General features: G+C 71.6%; 15 protein-coding genes. 12 read left to right on the forward strand and 3 right to left on the reverse strand.

What is annotated here, in order from left to right:
* Positions 1-36: 36 nt before the first annotated feature.
* Genes G6N16_RS04325 through G6N16_RS04335 form a run of 3 tightly spaced genes read right to left on the reverse strand, consistent with a single transcriptional unit; the run spans position 37 to position 2961 of the window.
* Complete coding sequence (locus tag G6N16_RS04325) at positions 37-591, reverse strand: FcoT family thioesterase (RefSeq protein ID WP_083030548.1); 555 nt, start codon at positions 589-591, stop codon at positions 37-39.
* Positions 588-1457 carry a (3R)-3-[(carboxymethyl)amino]fatty acid oxygenase/decarboxylase gene (gene scoE, locus G6N16_RS04330; protein ID WP_083030547.1) on the reverse strand — a complete coding sequence of 290 codons (870 nt, stop codon included), beginning with the start codon at positions 1455-1457 and terminating at the stop codon, positions 588-590. Before scoE ends, G6N16_RS04325 begins: the two co-directional genes overlap by 4 nt.
* 34 nt (positions 1458-1491) lie before the next feature.
* The gene (locus G6N16_RS04335; protein WP_083030546.1) at positions 1492-2961 is read right to left on the reverse strand and encodes a PPE family protein; all 1470 of its coding nucleotides are present in this window, start codon (positions 2959-2961) and stop codon (positions 1492-1494) included.
* 130 nt (positions 2962-3091) lie between these two features.
* Between G6N16_RS04335 and G6N16_RS04340 the strand changes: the two genes are divergently transcribed.
* From G6N16_RS04340 to eccE, 12 genes are all read left to right on the forward strand, one after another.
* A complete protein-coding gene (locus G6N16_RS04340; RefSeq protein ID WP_083030572.1) occupies positions 3092-3988 on the forward strand; it encodes an SAM-dependent methyltransferase in 897 nt (298 codons plus the stop codon).
* Between the two features lie 265 nt (positions 3989-4253).
* Positions 4254-6095 carry a type VII secretion AAA-ATPase EccA gene (gene eccA / locus G6N16_RS04345; protein ID WP_083030545.1) on the forward strand — a complete coding sequence of 614 codons (1842 nt, stop codon included), beginning with the start codon at positions 4254-4256 and terminating at the stop codon, positions 6093-6095.
* Positions 6092-7630 (forward strand): type VII secretion protein EccB, encoded by a 1539-nt coding sequence (gene eccB / locus G6N16_RS04350; RefSeq protein WP_083030544.1) that lies wholly within the window; start codon positions 6092-6094, stop codon positions 7628-7630. Before eccA ends, eccB begins: the two co-directional genes overlap by 4 nt.
* Complete coding sequence (gene eccCa, locus G6N16_RS04355; RefSeq protein WP_083030543.1) at positions 7627-11616, forward strand: type VII secretion protein EccCa; 3990 nt, start codon at positions 7627-7629, stop codon at positions 11614-11616. The genes eccB and eccCa overlap by 4 nt, the downstream gene beginning before the upstream one ends.
* Positions 11613-11924 carry a PE family protein gene (locus G6N16_RS04360; protein ID WP_083030542.1) on the forward strand — a complete coding sequence of 104 codons (312 nt, stop codon included), beginning with the start codon at positions 11613-11615 and terminating at the stop codon, positions 11922-11924. The genes eccCa and G6N16_RS04360 overlap by 4 nt, the downstream gene beginning before the upstream one ends.
* Entirely contained in the window at positions 11924-13489 is a 1566-nt protein-coding gene (locus G6N16_RS22025) for a PPE domain-containing protein (RefSeq protein ID WP_083030541.1), read from the forward strand. The genes G6N16_RS04360 and G6N16_RS22025 overlap by 1 nt, the downstream gene beginning before the upstream one ends.
* Before the next feature lie 70 nt (positions 13490-13559).
* Entirely contained in the window at positions 13560-13850 is a 291-nt protein-coding gene (locus G6N16_RS04370) for a type VII secretion protein EsxS (RefSeq protein ID WP_083030571.1), read from the forward strand.
* A 33-nt stretch (positions 13851-13883) separates the two neighbouring features.
* Positions 13884-14171, forward strand: a complete 288-nt coding sequence (locus G6N16_RS04375; RefSeq protein ID WP_083030540.1) for a WXG100 family type VII secretion target — start codon at positions 13884-13886, stop codon at positions 14169-14171.
* Positions 14172-14201: 30 nt separating this feature from the next.
* Positions 14202-15161: an ESX secretion-associated protein EspG gene (locus G6N16_RS04380; RefSeq protein ID WP_083030539.1), complete on the forward strand. Its 960-nt coding sequence runs from the start codon at positions 14202-14204 to the stop codon at positions 15159-15161.
* A 55-nt stretch (positions 15162-15216) separates the two neighbouring features.
* The gene (gene eccD, locus G6N16_RS04385; RefSeq protein ID WP_083030538.1) at positions 15217-16641 is read left to right on the forward strand and encodes a type VII secretion integral membrane protein EccD; all 1425 of its coding nucleotides are present in this window, start codon (positions 15217-15219) and stop codon (positions 16639-16641) included.
* Positions 16638-18053: a type VII secretion-associated serine protease mycosin gene (gene mycP, locus G6N16_RS04390; RefSeq protein WP_083030537.1), complete on the forward strand. Its 1416-nt coding sequence runs from the start codon at positions 16638-16640 to the stop codon at positions 18051-18053. Before eccD ends, mycP begins: the two co-directional genes overlap by 4 nt.
* On the forward strand, positions 18050-19006 hold the full coding sequence (eccE, locus tag G6N16_RS04395) for a type VII secretion protein EccE (protein ID WP_083030536.1): 957 nt from the start codon (positions 18050-18052) through the stop codon (positions 19004-19006). Before mycP ends, eccE begins: the two co-directional genes overlap by 4 nt.
* The last annotated feature ends 13 nt before the right edge of the window (positions 19007-19019 follow it).

Below are 19019 nucleotides of genomic sequence, written 5' to 3' on the forward strand. Positions count from 1 at the left end.
GGGGCGCGACCTGGTCTGGGTCCGACCGGTACTCGGTCATGGGATGTTCAGCGCCGCGAGTTCGACCTCGGCGGATGCGAATCCGCCATGCTCATCCCAGAATTCGATGGCGCACGGCACCTTCAGGTAGCGGAAGCGCCGTTGCACCACCTCGAAACCCGTGCACAGCAGGCGGGCGGAGAACTGGTGGGCGTTGACCGGCCGCCGGAACCGGGCGGACATATTCTTGATCAGCATGCTGGGCAACTGGTGATCGAAGTAGTCCTCGATGGACCAGCCCCGGAATTCCGGGATCTGCTCGTTGAGGATCGGCGGTGCGAAAGCGCTGTAGGCGATCTGGTTGAAACAGATCGTCAGCTCGGCAGCGTTGAAATGGCCGGTGGAACGGATGTAGGCGGACTCGCCGATGGCGAAGGTGCCGACGGAGAACACCGTGGTCTCGGTCGCCTTGTAGTCGGCGTCGAGCAGATAGCGGCAACCCTTGTACGAATAGGGTTCCAGTACCCGGTCGAGAAGGTCGGCATCGATCGGCACCATGTCGGTGGTGTCGAGCTGGGCCTGTGCGACAGGGCTGAGTTCTGTTGTGGTCATACTGGGTATCCCGGGGTTTCGAGGCCGTCCAACATGGTCAGCCGGTGGGTGGTGAGGTTGCCCGACGCCGTGCCGTGCTTGGCCCGGTGCATCAGAACGCGGTTGTCCCACAGCACGATGTCGCCGACCTCGTAGTGTTGGGTGTGGATGAACGGGGAGGCGAAGTCCGGGTCGAGCTGGCCGGTGGCCTCCATCAGGCCGGCCAGGATGGCCGGGTCGAGGATGTTGCCGTCGGCGTCCTCGATCTTGTTGGTACCGGATGCGCAGATGTAGAGGATCTCCTGGCCGGTGTGCGGATGCCGGATCACCGTCGGCCAGGTCATCGGCGGGGTGGTGCGGCTGATCTCGTCCCACACCTCGCCGATCGGGCGGTAGACGTCGTCGGGCCGAATCTTGATGTGCCGCCGCGGATCGTGGGTGGCGAACGTTCCGCGCACAGGTTCGCGCCGGTCCGCCGGCAGCGATTCCCAGACCCTGTTGAGGTCGATGAAATAGGTGCCGCGGTCGCTGCCGGGCACGGTGAGGGGGACCACCATGGAGAACGCGAACGGTTGCGGCATGAACATGTAGTCGATGTGCCAGAAGGCTCCGGTCTTGGGAACGCCCTGGCCCTGCTCGGTCGACGAGACGAAGATCTCCGGGAAGTCCCGGTGGTGGTAGATCGGCTCGTAGTAGGTGACGACTTCGCCGACGATGCGGCCCAGCTGGAGGAACTGAGCGGGGCTCGGGTGGACATCCTTGAGGACGATGAGCTTGTTGCGGTAGATCAGCTCGCGCAGCTCATCCCCGTCGAGGTCGGCGAGGCGGCCCGGGTCGATCCCGGTGACCCGGGCCCCCAGGCCTTCCCCTTTGACATTCAGTGGCATGGCTTTTGACTCTTTCCTTCGGCTTCTCGGCTTTTCAGTCGTTCGCCGGGGCCGGTTGGTTCCCGGAGACGGTGACCTCGGCGGCGGCGGACCAGCTCGACGGCAGCAACGGCGCCGACGAGGTCGCGCCCTCCGACGGCATTCGGGTCAGGCCGCCCGCTGCCATGGCCGCGGCACTCTCGGATCGGGAGGCTCCGAGGCGACCGGCCCCCGTTGCGCCGGCGGTGGCACCCGGCCGGGGCCGGGTGAGGACGGTGACTCCCGGATCGCCGGCATCGGCGGTGCCGTCGACGAATTCGTAGCGATAGTCGTGCAAACCGGCCTTGGTAGCAGCTTTCCGGCGCGTGCGCTTTCGGGCGTGCAACGCGATGCTGGCCGCGGCGGTGGCCACTACCTCCACCGGTACCTCGGCCACCGAACCCGTTCCGGTCTTCGGCCCGGCGGTCTCTGCGGGCGGGTCGACGTTGTGGACCGCATAGATGACGCCGCTCGGCGTCGCGGCCGCGGGCCCACTCGCCGGGGTCGTCGACGCTGCGGTAGCCGAGCCACCGGACGGCGGAACTCCCGCGGAGGCCCCGCCGGTTGCGGTCAAGGCGGCGGGCATCGGGGCCGAATCCTGACGCCGGGCCGGGGAATCCTGCTGGTCGGCCCGGATATCGGACGGCATCCCCGGCGCGGGGATCTTCGTCAGTAGAGCCAGCGCGCTCAGTGCGCTCAGGGCACTGAGCGCCGGAGCGAAGAAGGGCGTCAACAACAGGGCGTACGACGCGTAATAGGGGTACCAGAGTACGTCGTAGGCCAGCAGCGCGATCCCGGCGAGAATGATGGCGGTCCCCGGGTCGAGGCCCAGGCCCTGGAAGTAGTTCAGGAAATGCCCGTAAGGGTCGGTGATGAAATCACCGATGTCGCCGAGCGCCTGGCTGATCCGGCCCGGCAGATCCTGCAGCCCGCTGGTCTCGCCGCCGGCGGCGAGGATCTGCGGGGCCGGCGTGGTCGGTGGTGTGGCCGCCGTCGTGGTGTCGGCGGCGGCCTGGTAGGCCGACATCGTCACGGCGGCCTGGATCCACATGCGGGCGTAGTCGGCCTCGTTGAGGGCGATCGGAATCAGGTTGATGCCGAGAAAGTTGGTCGCGACAAGCACCCCGTGCACGACATGGTTGGCGGCGAGTTCGGCCAGCGACGGCATGGTGGCCAACGCGACGGTGTAGGCCGTGGCCGTGGTCTCCAACTGGGTGGCGGTAACGGCGGCGTTGGCGGCGGCCTGCTCCAGCCAGGCCAGGTAGGGGCCGTGCGCGGCGGTGTACTCGGCGGCACTGGGCCCGTGCCAGGCGGTGCCGGCCACCTCGGCCAGGACGGCGACCAACTCGCCGGCAACGGCACTGTATTCGGCGCTCAGCGACGTCCACTGGGCGGCCGAGGCCAGCATCGGCCCCGGCCCCGGGCCGGCGCTCAACAATGCCGAATGGACCTCGGGTGGCGACGCCATCCAGATCGGGGCGGACAAGGCTGCTTTTTCTCCTCACGCATGCGGTGAGCAGGAGATCGGACGGGCTGTGTCCCTCTGGGCCTCACCGTTGTTCTAGTCGTGCGCGGCCCGCAGTTGGTTCCCGGGAACGCGGCGTAGCGTCGTGGTCATGCGAACCGAAGGCGACTCCTGGGACATCACCACCAGCGTCGGCGCGACGGCCCTGCTGGTCGCGGCCGCCCGCGCGCTGGAGGCGCAACGGCCGCAGCCGCTGGCCGTCGACAAGTTCGCCGCGGTGTTCTGCCGCGCCGCCGGCGGGGACTGGGCGGCCGTCGTGGACGGTGAGTCCACCGACTCGCCGCTGAGCACCGCCGACTTCGGCACGGCGTTCGTCGCCTTCCAGGGGGCGCGTACCCGCTACTTCGACGCCTACTTCGCCGCCGCCGCCGACGCCGGGGTCCGCCAGGTGGTGATCCTGGCCGCCGGCCTGGACTCTCGCGCGTTCCGGCTGGACTGGCCCGACGGCACCGTGGTCTACGAACTCGACCTGCCCCGGGTGCTGGCCTTCAAGGACCAAGCGCTGGCCGGTGTCGGTGCGACGCCCAAGGCACGCCGGGTGGAGATCGCCGTCGACCTGCGCGACGACTGGCCCGCCGAACTGCGGGCCAACGGCTTCGACCCGGACGAACCGGCGGCCTTCATCGTCGAGGGTCTGATGATCTACCTGACCGCCGAGGCCCAGCACCGGTTGTGCGAGGGCATCGACGCGCTGGCCGCGCCGGGCAGCTGGGTCGGCATCGAGGACGGCGAACCGATACCGGAAGAGGACCTCGCCGCGGCGCGGGCCGCCGGCGACCAGGCCGCCGCGGGTGGCACCGACTTCTTCAACCTGATCTACAACGAACAGCACGAGCCGTCCCAGGACTGGTTCGGCGCCCGCGGTTGGACCGCCGAGGCCACCCCGCTGGCCGGTTACCTCGACGAACTCGGCCGAGGGGTGGAACCCGACTCCGACGGCGGCCAGATGGTGGCCCGGAACACTCTGGTCATCGCCCGGAAGGCCTGAGCACCGGCCTTATTGGGAATGATTTCCAATAAGGCGTGATTTTCGCTAGCCTGGCAGCGCGCGCAGCGTCGGTTGCGGGCGCGGAACGGCCGGGGAACCGGCAGGCCGATTCGTCCGACCATATGTGCGCAGGCTCACGCCGGGTGGCCGAGGGACCACTACCACTCGACGGTTAGCTTATGCAATGCTAACTTTCGAAAGTTAGCTTAGGCATATCTAGGTGAAGGGGTTGGTGGGCGCGCGCAGCGGGCCCACACGGGTAGTCATGACAAACGGCAGTGACATCGGATCGGTGCGCGAGGCGCGCGCCGACGCCGACGTGGTCAGCAGGTTCGCCACCTGCTGCAAGGCGCTGGGCCTGACGGTGTACGACCGCCGCCGCCCGGCCGACCTGAATGCGGCCCGCACCGGGTTCGCCGCACTCACCCGGATCGCGCACGAGCAGTGCGACGCCTGGGTGGGACTGGCCGCCGCCGGTGACCGCTCGCCGGGTGTACTGGCCGCCGCGTCCCGCACCGGTGCCACCGCGGGTGTGCTGTGCCGCCGCGCCGAACTGGCCCCGCGGGCACTGAACTTCCGCTACGACACCGGGCTCTACCTGGAATTCACCGCCGCCACCCCGGACGAGTACGACCTCGCCTACGCCGCCTCGCTGGCCCGCACCGGGGATTTCGCCGCCGCCGACGCGTTGGCGACCGAAGTGCTCGGCCGCCGACCGGACTCGCCCGAGGCCCGCTGGGTGCTCGCCGCCATCCACTACCGCGCCAAGCGCTGGGCCGACGTCGTCCGGCTGTTGACCCCGCTGGTCAACGACGACCGCTGCGACGAGACGTTCGCGCACGCCGCCCGGATGGCACTGGGCACCGCCCTGGCCCGCCTCGGCATGTTCGCCCCGGCGCTGTCGCTGCTGGAGGAACCCGCCGGACCGGTCGCCGTCGCCGCGGTCGACGGAGCGCTGGCCAAGGGCCTGGTGCTGCGCGCCCACGGCGAGGAGGCCGAAGCCGCCGAGGTGCTGCAGGACCTCTACGCCGCGCACCCGGAGAACACCGAGGTGGAGGCCGCGCTGTCGGACCCCACCTACCTCGTCGTCACCACCACCGCCGCGCGCATCGACGCCCGCACCGACCCCTGGGATGCCGAAACCGAGCCCGACGAGGCCGATTTCATCGACCCCGACGCGCACGAGCGCAAGGCAAAGCTGCTGGCCGAGGCCGAGCAGGAACTGGATCAGTTCATCGGCCTGGAGGAGGTCAAGACCCAGGTGGCCCGGCTCAAGAGCTCGGTCGCCATGGGCCTGCTGCGCCAGGAGCGCGGCCTGGCCGTCGCCCAGCGCAGCCACCACCTGGTGTTCGCCGGCCCGCCCGGCACCGGTAAGACCACCATCGCCCGCGTGGTCGCCAAGATCTACTGCGGTCTGGGGCTGCTGAAGAAGGAGAACGTCAAGGAGGTCCACCGGGCCGACCTGATCGGGCAGCACATCGGTGAGACCGAGGCCAAGACCAACGCCATCATCGACAGCGCCCTGGACGGCGTGCTGTTCCTCGATGAGGCCTACGCCCTGGTCGCCACCGGCGCCAAGAACGACTTCGGCCTGGTCGCCATCGACACCCTGCTGGCCCGGATGGAAAACGACCGCGACCGCCTGGTCGTCATCATCGCCGGCTACCGCGCCGACCTGGACCGCTTCCTGGACGCCAACGAGGGTCTGCGGTCCCGTTTCACCCGCAGCATCGAGTTCCCGTCGTACACCTCCGAGGAACTCGTCGAGATCGCCAATGCCATGGCGCGCCAACGCGACAGCCTGTTCGAGCAGGCGGCGCTGGACGACCTCGGCACCCTGTTCGCGCAGCTGGCGGCCTCCACCTCGCCGGACGCCAACGGCATCGACCGACGCAGCCTGGACATCGCCGGTAACGGCCGGTTCGTCCGCAACGTCGTCGAGCGCTCCGAGGAGGAGCGCGAATACCGGCTGGATCACTCCGAACTGGCCGGCACCCATGACTTCAGCGACGAGGCCCTGATGACCATCACCGACGACGATGTCCGCAGCTCCGTCGTGCCGCTGCTGCGCGGCCTCGGGCTCGCCGTGCCGGAGCAGGTCCGATGAGCAACGCCGGCCACGAGGACGAGCGCCGCGGGTTCAGCTCGCGCACCCCGGACAACAACAACCCCGACCGGGTCCGCTACCGCCGCGGCTTCGTCACCAAGCATCAGGTGACCGGCTGGCGGTTCGTCATGCGCCGGCTGTCCGCCGGTGTGGCCATGCACGACGCCCGGATGCTGGTCGATCCGCTGCGCAGCCAGTCCCGCGCGCTGACCACCGGCGTGCTGGCCGTCGTCGCCGCTGTCATCGGCTGCTTCATCTTCTCGCTGATCCGCCCCGGCGGGGACGCCGGCACCGACGTCGTGCTCGCCGACCGGGCCAGCTCGGCGCTCTACGTCCGGGTCAACGACCAGCTGCACCCGGTGCTCAACCTGGCCTCGGCCCGGCTGATCGCCGGCAAACCGGTCAGCCCCAAGGCCGTCAACGCCCGCCAGCTCGACAAGTTCGGCCGCGGTCCGCTGATCGGCATCCCCGGCGCCCCCGAGCGCATGGTCGCCAACACCGCGACCGACGCCGACTGGACGGTCTGCGAGGGCACCCCGGCCGCCGGTGCGGCCGCCGGCGTCAGCCTGATCGCCGGCCCCCCGGCCACCGACGGCGAACGGGCCCGGGCACTGCCCGGTGACCGCGCCGTGCTGGTCGACGGCCCCGGCGGCAGCTGGCTGCTGTGGAACGGCCGGCGCAGCGCCATCGACGTCAACGACCGCGCGGTCACCGGTGCGCTCGGCTGGGGCAACCAGCCTCCGCAGTCGCGGCCCATCTCCTCGGCCCTGTTCAACGCGGTGCCCGAGGGACCCGCGCTGCGGGCCCCCGCCATCGCGGGCGCCGGCACCCCGGCCGGCTACCCGGTGGGCGCACCCGTCGGTTCGGTGGTGGCCGCCTACGGATCCGGCGACGCACTGGACTACTACGCGGTGCTGAACGACGGGCTGCAGCCGATCTCCGGTGTGCTGGCCGCGATCCTGCGCAACACCGATTCGCACGGGCTGACCCAGCCGCCGCGGCTGAGCGCCGACCAGATCGCCACGCTGCCGGTGTCGCATCAGCTGGACACCGCCGCCTACCCGGACCGGGAACTGCGGGTCGTCGAACCCGCCCAGGCGCCGATCACCTGCCTGCAGTGGGTCAAGCCCGAGGGCGCGGCGACCTCCAGCGCCGGGCTGCTGTCCGGTGCGGTGCTCCCGGTGACCGACGTGAACCGCACGGTCCGGCTGGTCAACGCGCCCGCCGCCCGGGCGGCGATCACCCCCGGCTACGGCTACCTGGTGCAGACGGTCGGCAACGACGCCGCCGCACCCGCCGCCGGATCACTGTTCTGGGTGTCCGACACCGGCGTGCGTTACGGCATCGAGGGCGGTACCGGTCGCAACGACGGCCCCGTCAAGACCGCCGCCGCCCTGGGCCTGGACGGCCCGGCGCTGCCGATGCCGTGGTCGATCCTGTCGCTGCTGTCGGCCGGCCCCGCGCTGTCGCAGGCCGATGCCCTGACCGCGGCCGACTTCACCGCCCCCGCGCCGAACCCGACGGAGAACCGATGAGCAGGCTGATCTTCGAGGGGCGCCGGCGGCTGCCGCGCCCGGCCGCCCGCAAGGGCAGCATCGTCATCGAGGCGCCACCGGAGCTGCCGCGGGCGATCCCGCCGTCGCTGCTGCGCCGCGTGCTGCCGTACCTGATCGTCGGACTGATCATCGGCATGGTGGTCGCGCTGTTCGCCACCGGGATGCGGGTGCTGTCCCCGCAGGTGCTGTTCTTCCCGTTCGTGCTGCTGCTGGCCGCCACCGCGCTCTACCGCGGCAACGACGGCAAGACCCGCACCGAGGAGATCGACGCCGAGCGCGCCGACTACCTGCGCTACCTGTCGGTGGTCCGCGACAACATCCGGGCGCATGCCGCCGACCAGCGCGCGCGGCTCGACTGGTCGCATCCGGAACCCGCCGACCTGCCGGCGTTCGTCGGCACCCGACGCCAATGGGAGCGCGACCCGCACGACTCGGACTTCCTGGTGCTGCGCACCGGCCGCGCCGACGTGGCCCTGGACGCGACGCTGAAGGTCGCCGACGCCGTCGACGAGGTGGACCTGGAGCCGGTGTCGCACAGCGCCCTGCGCGCGCTGCTGGACACCCAGCGCACCCTGCCGGCCGCGCCGGCCGGGCTGATGCTGTCCCGGATCTCCCGGGTGCGCGTGGTGGGAGAGCCCGACGAGGTGCGCGCCGCGGTGCGCGCCTGGGTCGCCCAGGCCGCCACCTGGCACGACCCGACCGTGCTCGGCGTGGCGCTGGCCGGCCCCGGCCTAGAGTCCGACGACTGGTCCTGGCTGAAATGGCTACCGCACGTTGATGTTCCGGGTGTGATCGACGGGCTCGGCCCTGCCCGCTACCTGCACGCCGACGCTGACCGGCTGATCGCCGCCATCGGACCGGTACTGGCCGAACGCCCCCTGTTCGACGGCACCGCGGACCACGGCCTGCGGCACCTGATCATCCTGGTCGACGACCCGGGCTACGACCTGGACGCCTCGGTGCTGTCCGAGGCGCTGGCCGGGGTGACCGTGGTGCAGATCGGCGGCCCCGACCCGGGCCGCGACCAGTACCCCGACCCGGAGCGCCCCGTGCTGCGGGTGGCCGACGGCAAGATCGCGCGCTGGCAGGCATCGGGCTGGGAGACCGAGATCGAACAGGCCGACTCCTTCTCGCCGGCCGAGGCGGCCCAGTTGGCCCGCGGCCTGTCGCGCTGGGACTCCAACCCCGCCCACACCGGGCTGCGGTCGGCGGCCACCAACGGCGCCACCTTCACCACGCTGCTCGACATTCCCGACGCCTCCAGCCTCGACGTGCCGACGCTGTGGGCGCCGCGGCGCCGCGAGGACGAACTGCGGGTGCCCATCGGTGTCACCGCCAACGGGGAGCCGCTGTTCTTCGACCTCAAGGATGAAGCCGAGGGCGGTATGGGCCCGCACGGCCTGATGATCGGTATGACGGGTTCGGGCAAGTCGCAGACCCTGATGTCGATCCTGCTGTCGCTGTTGACCACGCACTCGGCCGAGCGGCTGATCGTCATCTACGCCGACTTCAAGGGTGAGGCCGGCGCCGACATCTTCCGCAACTTCCCGCAGGTCGTCGCCGTCATCTCCAACATGGCCGAAAAGCGTTCGCTGGCAGACCGGTTCGCCGACACCCTGCGCGGTGAGGTGGCGCGGCGGGAGAACCTGCTGCGCGATGCCGGCCGGCGGATCACCGGCAGTGCGTTCAACTCGGTCGCCGAGTACGAGGCCGCCCGCGACGCCGGGCACGACCTGGAGCCGCTGCCGACGCTGTTCGTGGTGGCCGACGAGTTCACCCTGATGCTCGCCGATCACCCCGAGTACGCCGATCTGTTCGATTACGTTGCCCGCAAGGGCCGCTCGTTCCGGATCCACCTGCTGTTCGCGTCGCAGACGCTGGACATCGGCAAGATCAAGGACATCGACAAGAACACCTCCTACCGGATCGGTCTGAAGGTGGCCAGCCCGGCGGTGTCCCGGCAGATCATCGGGGTCGAGGACGCCTATCACATCGAATCGGGCAAGAACCACAAGGGCGAGGGCTTCCTGGTGCCCGCGCCCGGTGCCACCCCGATCAAGTTCCGCAGCACCTACGTCGACGGCATCTACGAGCCGCCGCGGGCGGCGAAATCCGTTGTGGTCCCGGCGACCCCGCGTCCGCGGTTGTTCACCTCCACCGCCGTGGACGCCGACCAGGACGTCATCCAGATCATCGAGTCCGACCACGTCGAGGACTACGGCCCGCCGCGCAAGCTGATCGCCACCATCGGTGAGCAGCTCGCCAGCGTCGGCCCGAAGGCGCCGGAACTGTGGCTGCCGCCGCTGGACGAACCGATCCCGCTGGTCGAGGTGCTGGGCACCGCCGGCATCGCACCCGGGTCGCGCCGCTGGCCGCTCGGCGAGATCGACCGGCCGTTCGAGATGCGCCGCGATCCGCTGATCTTCGACGCCACCTCCGGCGCGGGCAACCTGGTCATCCACGGCGGCCCGAAATCCGGCAAATCCAGTGCGCTGCAGACGTTCATCCTGTCGGCGGCCGCGCTGCACGCGCCGGGCCAGGTCAGCTTCTACTGCCTGGACTACGGCGGCGGCGCGCTGGCCAAGGTGGCCGGACTGGCGCACGTCGGCAGCGTCGCCTCCCCGCTGGAGCCCGAGCGCATCCGTCGTACCTTCGGTGAGTTGGAAACGCTGCTGATCGCCCGCCGCCAGCAGGGCGCGGTGCCCGAGGGTGGCTACACCGACGGCTACGGCGAGGTGTTCCTGGTCATCGACAACCTCTACGCCTTCGGCCGCGACAACGTCGACCAGTTCAACACCCGTAACCCGTTGCTGGCCAAGGTGACCGAACTGGCCAACTCCGGCCTGGCCTACGGCATCCACGTCGTGGTCACCACGCCGAACTGGCTCGAGGTGCCGCTGGCCATGCGCGACGGTCTGGGCCTGCGGCTGGAACTGCGGCTGCCCGATGCCCGGGACTCCAACGTCCGGGTGGTGGGTGCCCTGCGCCGGCCGGCCGAGAGCGTGCCGATCGACCAGCCGGGCCGCGGCCTGACCATGGGCGCCGAGCACTTCCTGTTCGCCCGCCCGCAGCCCGAGCTCGTCGGCGAGCTGAACGCCGCGGCCGCCGGGAAGCGCGCCCCGGAGGTCCGGCTGCTGCCGACCGTGCTCGATCCGGCCGATGTGGCCCCGCTGTTCATCCCGCCGGAGCTGGTGGTCGTCGGCCGCCGCGAGGAGGACCTGGGACCGGTCGCCGTGGACTTCGCGGCCAACCCGCTGATGATGGTGCTCGGCGACACCCGCTCGGGCAAGACCAACCTGCTGCGCCACGTAATCCGCACGGTCCGGGAGAACTCCACCGCCGAATCGGTGGCGTTCACCGTCGTCGACCGCCGGCTGCAGCTGGTCTCCGAGCCGCTGTTCACCGACAACGAGTACACCGCCAACATCGACCGGATCACCCCGGCGATGCTGGGACTGGCGGCGCTGATCGAGAAGCGTCGGCCCCCGGTCGGGTTGTCCCCGGCGGAACTTGCCGAATGGTCGCGCCGCGGCGGCTCGGGCGAGCACACGCACTACCTGATCATCGACGACGTCGACGCCATCCCGGACGGACCGGCGATGTCCGGCCCGTACCTGGGCCAGCGGCCGTGGACCCCGCTGATCGGGATGCTCGCCGAGGCCGGGGATCTGGGACTGCGGGTGATCGTCACCGCCCGGGCCACCGGGTCCGGGCACATGCTGATGACCAACCCGCTGCTGCGCCGGCTCAACGACCTGCAGGCCACCACGGTCATGCTGTCGGGCAACCCGGCCGACAGCGCCCGGATCCGCGGGCACCGGTTCGCCCGCGCGGCGGCTGGGCGCGCCATGTTGTTCGACGACGGCGACCAGCCCACGCATCTGCAGCTGGTGCTGGTGCCCGAGGCGGTCGGTTCCACCCAATCGCATCTTCGCAATCAACAAGGAGAGGAGTTCGGCTCATGACCCTGAATGTCGTTCCCGAAGGACTGGCGGCAGCCGGCGCCGCTGTGGAGGCGCTGACCGCGCGGCTGGCCGCGGCCGAAGCCGGTGCGGCACCGCTGATTTCCGCCGTCATCCCGCCCGCCGCGGACCCGGTCTCGCTGACCAGCGCCGCCGGTTTCAGCGCGCACGGAGCGAACCACGGCGCGGTGGCCGCACAGGGCGTCACCGAACTGGGCCGCTCCGGCATGGGTGTCGGGGAGTCCGGCGTCAGCTACGCCACCGGCGACGCCCAAGCCGCGTCGAACTACCTGATCGCCCGCGGCGTCTGATGGTCGCCCCGGTGTGGATGGCTGCACCGCCGGAGGTGCACTCCACGTTGCTGTCTGCCGGGCCGGGTCCCGCGGCACTGTTGGCCGCCGCCGGGTCCTGGACCGGGCTGAGCGCGGAGTACAGCGCGTCGGCCGCCGAACTGATGTCGATCCTGGCCGACGTCGGCGCGGGCGCCTGGCAGGGCCCCAGCGCCCTGCAGTACACCGCCGCCCACGTGCCCTACCTGGCCTGGCTGGAGCAGTCGAGCGTGAACTCGGCGGCCAACGCCCTGGCCCACGAAGCGACGGCCGGTGCCTACACCGCGGCGCTCGCGGCCATGCCCACGCTGCCGGAACTGGCGCTGAACCACGTGATCCACGGCGTACTGATCGCCACCAATTTCCTTGGTATCAACCTGATCCCGATTGCGGTCAACGAAGCCGACTACGTGCGGATGTGGATCCAGGCGGCCACCACCATGGCCACCTACGACGCGGTCTCGACGGCATCGGTGGCGGCCGTGCCGACCGACGCCCCCGCGCCGATGCTGATGTCGATGGATGCGAGTGAGGCCGTCACGCAACCGGCCAACCTGGCCGCGACCGCGCAGGCCGCCGACAGCGGTGACGCGTTGAGCAACTCCAACGCGATCATCGACTTCCTGGAGAACTACATCAAGACCCTGCCGATGGGCGACGAGATCTTGAAGTTCCTCCGGGATCCGTCGTACCTGCTGACGTTGCTGCAGACCAACCCGGCTGCGGCGGCGCTGCTGATCTTCGCCATCGGCTGGCAGCTGGTGTTCCAGCCGGTCGGCTGGGGAACCTGGGGCGCGTTGCTCACCGCGCCGCTGTGGCTGCCGATCGTCGCCGGGCTGGGTCTGCTGGGCCTGGTCGGCCTCACTCAGCTGCAGCAGGACGCCCCGGCCGACCAGGGCGGCGACCAGGAGGCGGTCCGGGACTTGCCGCGCCAGGATCACCAGACGTACCCGGCCGTCAGCATCGCGCCCGCACCCGCCGGCGCCCCGGCGGCCCCGGCCGCACCCGTGGCATCCGGTGCTCCGGCCGGTGCCGCCGCCCCGGTCGCACCGGTGGCCCCGGCGGCGATGATCGCCTACGCGGTGAAGATGGATCCCGAGGAGGGGGTCGGCCCCACATTGACCGACCACACCGGGGCGAAGGCACCTGCCTCGGGCCTGTCCGCCCCGGCGGCAGCGGCCGCCATCGCCGCCGCGGCCGCCGCGAAGCGCCGGGCCCGTCGGTCCCGGGGCGCGTCGATCAAGGACCGCGGCCGCAAGTACGAATACGCCGACCTGGAGGCCGACGACGGCCCGACGGCGGCCGGGGAAACCCCGGAACCGGTCGGTGCCACGGCACGCACCGCGTCGGCCTCGGGCGTCGGCGCCGGGACGATGGGCGCGGCGGGACTGTTCGCCGGGACCGCCGCGGATGCCGACGCCGACGCGATCGGGCTGACCGCACTGCCCGAGGACGAACTCGGCGCCGGGCCGCGGATGCCGCTGTTGCCCGGCGGCTGGGGCCACACCCCGCCCGAGAACACGGGAGGGGAGGACCGGACAAACTGATCCCGCATCCCGACAACCCCGCAATGACTACCAGAATCCCAGTTCCACAACCTGATTGGAGAAGATGACGATGAGCCTTCTGGACGCTCACATCCCGCAGCTGGTCGCCTCCGAGGCCGCCTTCGGCACAAAGACCGCGCTGATGCGCTCCACCATGGCCGCCGCCGAGCAGAGCGCGGTGTCCTCGCAGGCGTTCCATCGCGGCGAGTCCTCGCTGGCCTTCCAGGCGTCGCACCACCGCTTCCTGGAGGTCGCCGCCAAGGTGAACATGCTCCTCGACGTCGCGCAGGCCAACCTCGGCGACGCCGGCACCACCTACGTCGCGCAGGACGCCGCCGCGGCCAGCACCTACAACTTCTGATTCCCCCTCTAGCAGAAAGAGAAAGGACCGACCATGGGTCAGATCATGTACAACTACCCGGCCATGCTGGGTACCTCGGCCGAGATGACCGGCTACGCAGGAACTCTGACCGGCCTGGGCGCCGACATCGCCGCCGAGCAGGCCGCACTGAGCGCCTCCTGGCACGGCGACACCGGCATGAGCTACCAGGCCTGGCAGACGCAGTGGAACACCGCCATGGAGGAACTCGTCCGGGCTTACCGGGCGATGGCCGGCACCCACGAGCAGAACACCGTCACCATGATGGCGCGGGACCAGGCCGAAGGCGCGAAGTGGATGTGAGCTCCAGGCTCACCAACGTGGCTGTAAGCGGTGGCCGCTAACGCCGTCGAACTGACCGTCGAATCCGCCTGGTTCATCGCTGAGGAGTCGGCGGCCGGTTCCTTCCCCTGGGTACTGGCCATCACTCCGCCGTATTTCGACGCCGCCGAGCGCGGCCCGTTCGCCGACCGGCAGCGGGCCGCCCTGGCGGGCCTCGGAGTGATCGACGACGGCCGCATCAACCCGGCCGTCGTCGACTGGGTCCGCACGGTGTGCTTCCCGGACCGCTGGCTGGAGCTGCGATTCGTCAAACCGGGGTCGCCCACGACGAAACCGGGCGGTTCGGCGAGGCTCGGCGGAGTGGACGGGAGCGGAGCGAGTGGCCGCGGAGCCGAGGGGAAGCCGGGGCCGCCCGCGACCGAACCGGGACCGCCGGATTCGACGGCCGGCGCGGACCTGCTGCGCGGACTGGTCGCCAAGCGCGGCGACCGCGTGGTGGTGGCCCTGCGCAGCGGCGGACTGCTGACGCTGACCTCGATGGACGCCGCCCACCCGCGCGACCTGGTGCCGATCGTCACCGTCGGCCTGGCCCGTGCCGCACCCGCGGTGTTCCCCGAGTTCGCCCTGCCGGCGCGGGTCGGGGCCCGGGCCGACGAGCGACTGCGGGCCGGGGTCGGCATCGTGGAGACGCTGGAGTACCTGGGCATCCCGCGGGCCGCCCGGCCGGTGATCGCCGCGGTGTACGGCGGGTCGCGCAACTACGCCGAGATCGTCGCCGGCGCCCGGGGCATCGGCACCGAGCAGACCTCGCCGGTCGGCCTGGGCATCATGGACGCCGAGCCGGGCCGGATCCTGGTCCGCCCGGAACGCGCCGACGACGGCGAGTGGATCTCCCACTTCGCCCCCGGCACCAGCGACGCCATCGCCCGCGCGGTCGACGACCTGACCGCCACCCTGCCCGACGGCCGCTGGTTCGCCGACGCCCGACTGACCCGAGACTTCACCGGCTGACCGGCCGGACCGAACACCAGCTTCACCAGCACGAGAAGAGAGAACCCGAGAACCCATGACTGTGACCCAGGAGAATCCGGCGGCTGCCGGCCCGGTGTTGCCGATCGTCCGCGTGGCGGTGCTCGCCGAGCGCCGCATCGTGGAGATGGCGCTGCCCACCGAGGTACCGCTGCGCGAGATCCTGCCCGCGGTGGTGCGTCTGGTGCATGCCGACGCCGACGCCGAGGCGGAGGCCGCCGAACCCGGCGCCGGGGGACGACGGCTGTCGCTCGCCCCGATCGGCGGCGCGCCCTACAGTCTGGACGCCAGCCTGGACACCGTCGGGGTGGTCGACGGTGACCTGCTGGCCCTGACCCCGACCCCCACCGGCCCGGCGGCTCCCGGCGTGGTCGAGGACGTCGCCGACGCCGCCGTCATCTTCTCCGCCGCCCGCCTCCGCGGCTGGGGCCTGGCCGACATCCGCCGGCTGGCCCACACCGCCGTCGTGATCACCCTGCTGGCCGCCACCGGACTGGCCGTCGCGCACCGGCTGGCCGTCGGCGGGCTGCTCGGCCTGTACGCGCTGGGCGGTCTGGCCGCCGTCGCCGTCGTCGCCGCCCTGTGGTGGCGCGGCCGCGCCGACGAACTGTCGGTGGCCGCGCTGGTTCCCGTCGGGGCGGTCTTCACCCTCGCCGTGCCGGGATCCTTCGGTGCGCCGCAGGTCATGCTCGGCGCCGCCGGCGTCACCGCCTGGGCGCTGCTGAACATCTTCCTCGGCACCTACGCCCGCAGCGTGTTCACCGCGGTGACCGCCGTCGGCATCGCGGTCGCCGTGGTCGCCGGGATCGCCGAGCTCTGGCCGGCGTTGCCGCTGGCGACACTCGGCGCCGCGCTGATGCTGGCCGCGCTGCTGCTGATCGTCCAGGCCGCGCCGCTGTCGGCGCTGTGGGCCCGGCTGCCGCTGCCGGTCATCCCCGCCCCGGGCGACCCGGTGCCGTCGGCGCCGGAGGCCGGTGTGCTGGCCGACCTGCCGCGCCGGGTCCGCCTCGCCGACGCCCACCAGAGCGGTTTCGTGGTGGCCGCCGTCGTGCTGTCGGTGCTGGGCTCGGTCGCCGTCGTCGCCCCGGGCGCCGGGGTGTCCCCGTGGGCCTGGTACCTGATCGGCGCCACCGCCGCCGCATCCATGCTGCGCGCCCGCGTCTGGGACTCGGCGAACTGCAAGCGCGCGCTGCTGGCCCAGCCGGTGCTGCTGGGGCTGTCCCTGATCGTCATGTTCGCCGTCAACGGCAACTTCGCGGGCGCCGGCTGGACCCTGCTCGGGCTGGCCGTGCTGACCCTCGGCGTGGTGATCGTCGCCGCCAACCCCGGTCTGGCCGAACCCGATGCCTACTCGATTCCCATGCGCCGCGTGGTGGGGCTGTGCTCGGCCGGGCTGGACGCCTCGCTGATCCCGGTGATGGCCTACCTGGTCGGGATCTTCGCCTGGGTGCTGAATCGATGATCCGCCGGGCGGCCCGGGTCGCCGGGGCTGCCACGGCCGTGCTGGCCGCGGTGGCGCTCAGCGGCGCGCCGGCCGGGGCGATCAACGAGCCCGTCGTCGACGCCGCGGCCCCGACCCCGTCGGGCAACACGGGTCCGAGCGTGCCGATGGCCCAGCGCGGCGAGTGCGTCGTCACCGCCCTGCGGACCGGCACCGACATCGCCGCGACGACGGCCGCCGCCCGGCAGCTGAACCTGCCCGGCGCGTGGGCGTACTCCCGCGGTGAGGGCCAGAAGGTGGCCGTCATCGACACCGGCGTGAACGCCGGACCGCAGCTGCCGAACCTCATCGGCGGCGGGGACTTCCTCGGCACCGGCAACGGCCTGACCGACTGCGACGGGCACGGCACCCTGGTGGCCGGTCTCATCGCCGGCCAGCCCGGCGTCGGTGCCTTCTCCGGGGTCGCACCGGGAGCGGAGATCATCGCGCTGCGCCAGACCTCCCCGCGGTTCTCGCCGAACGCCAACGGCCAGGACCCCGCCGCCACCCGCGCGGCCGCCGACATCGACTCGCTGGCCCGTTCGGTGGTGCACGCCGCCGATCTGGGGGCCCGGGTCATCGTCATCTCGATGACCACCTGCCTGCCCGCCGACTCCACGCTGAATCAGTCCGCGCTCGGCGCCGCGCTGCGCTATGCCGCCCGCGACAAGGATGCGGTGATCATCGCCGCCGCCGGTGACATCGGCGGGGCGAACACCAACTGCCAGGCCAACCCGCTGGGCGGGATCGCCGGCGGCGCCGACCCGCGGTCCTGGGGCGGGGTCGGCTCGCTCTCGGTCCCGGCCTGGTGGTCGCAGTACGTGCTCTCGGTCGGTTCCGTCGACGACGGCGGCCAGCCGTCCGGGTTCAGCATGTCCGGACCGTGGCTGGGCATCGCCGCGCCGGGGGAGAACATCCTCTCGCTGAGCAACGCCGCCGGCGGCGGGCTGGCCAACGCCACTCCCGACGGGCGCGGCAAGTACAACAACCTGTCCGGTACCGGCTACGCCAGCGCGTATGTGGCCGGGGTCGCCGCCCTGGTCCGCAGCCGGTTCCCGGATCTGCCCGCCAACCAGGTCGTCGACCGGCTGACCCGCACCGCGCACAACGGTGCCCGGTCCCCGTCGAACCTGGTGGGAGCCGGCGTCGTCGACCCGGTCGCGGCGCTGACCTGGGAGCTGCCGGCCCGCAACACCGGCCCGGCGCAGACGCCGATCGACGCACCGGTTCCGGTGCCCGAGGCCGACCACACCGGGCGCATCGTGTCCTTCACCGGGGCCGGACTGCTGGCCCTGATCGTCGCCGGGGCCGCACTGACCATGCGCCGGCGTACCGACCAGCCGGGGCCGGAAAATCCCAGCCCCGAACACCCCAGAGAGGAAGCCGTTTCGTGAGCAACCGAGGCTTCACCGTCGTCTATCCAGGCCCCGCGCGACTGACCCTGGTGGCACTGTTCGCCATCCCGGCGGCCATGGCCTACCCGTGGCACACCGACATCCAGCGCTGGATCCTCGGCGTCGCGGTGGCCGTGGCACTGCTGGCGCTGAGCTGGTGGCGCGGTGCGCATCTGAGCACCCAGGCGTGGCGGCGGTTGGCCATGCTGGTTCCGCGGCGAGGGGGGCACGGGGTGCACGCCGGCCTGGACCGCGGCGCCACCGACGCGCGCACCACCGCGGTGCTGTCGGTGCGCGGCGGCCCGGAGGCGACCGAACTGCCGCTGGCGCTGATCGCCGGCTACCGCGACCGCTACGGCGTGCGCGCCGACGGGGTGCGGATCGTGCAGTGTGAAACCGCCGACGGGACTTCGATTTTCATCGGTCTGACTATCGCGGCGGCGCCGAACCTCGCCGCCCTGCAGGCCCGATCGTCGGCGATTCCGCTGTGGGACACCGCCGAGGCGGCCGCCCGCCGTCTTGCCGACCAGCTGCGCGAACTCGGCTTCGACGCGGTGCCCGCGGTGGAGATCGAGGTGCCCGAGCTGCTCGGCCCGGAGGCCAAGGCGCGCTGGCGCACGGTGTCCGACGGCGGCGCCGGCTACGTCACCGGCTATGCGCTGCAGGCAGATTCGGGCCTGCCGGAGGCCATCGACGAACTTTGGGCGGCCGATTGCACCGAACGCTGGACGGTCGCCGAGATCCGGGGTGACGGCGTGGCGGTGGCCGCGGCCGTGCGCACCGACGACGCGCCGGAGTCCGACGGCTCCGGGCTGATCGCAGTGCGCGGACGTCAGGCCGCGGCCCTGGCCGCCCTGCACCCGATGTCGGTTCGCCCCGTGCTGGCCGCCTGCGGCCCGATCGAGCTGCTCGACGACTTGTCCTGGCCGGTCGCGGAGGCGCTCAAAGCATAGCCGCAACCGTTCG

The organism is Mycolicibacterium insubricum, assembly GCF_010731615.1.
GTDB classification, from domain to species: Bacteria; Actinomycetota; Actinomycetes; order Mycobacteriales; family Mycobacteriaceae; genus Mycobacterium; species Mycobacterium insubricum.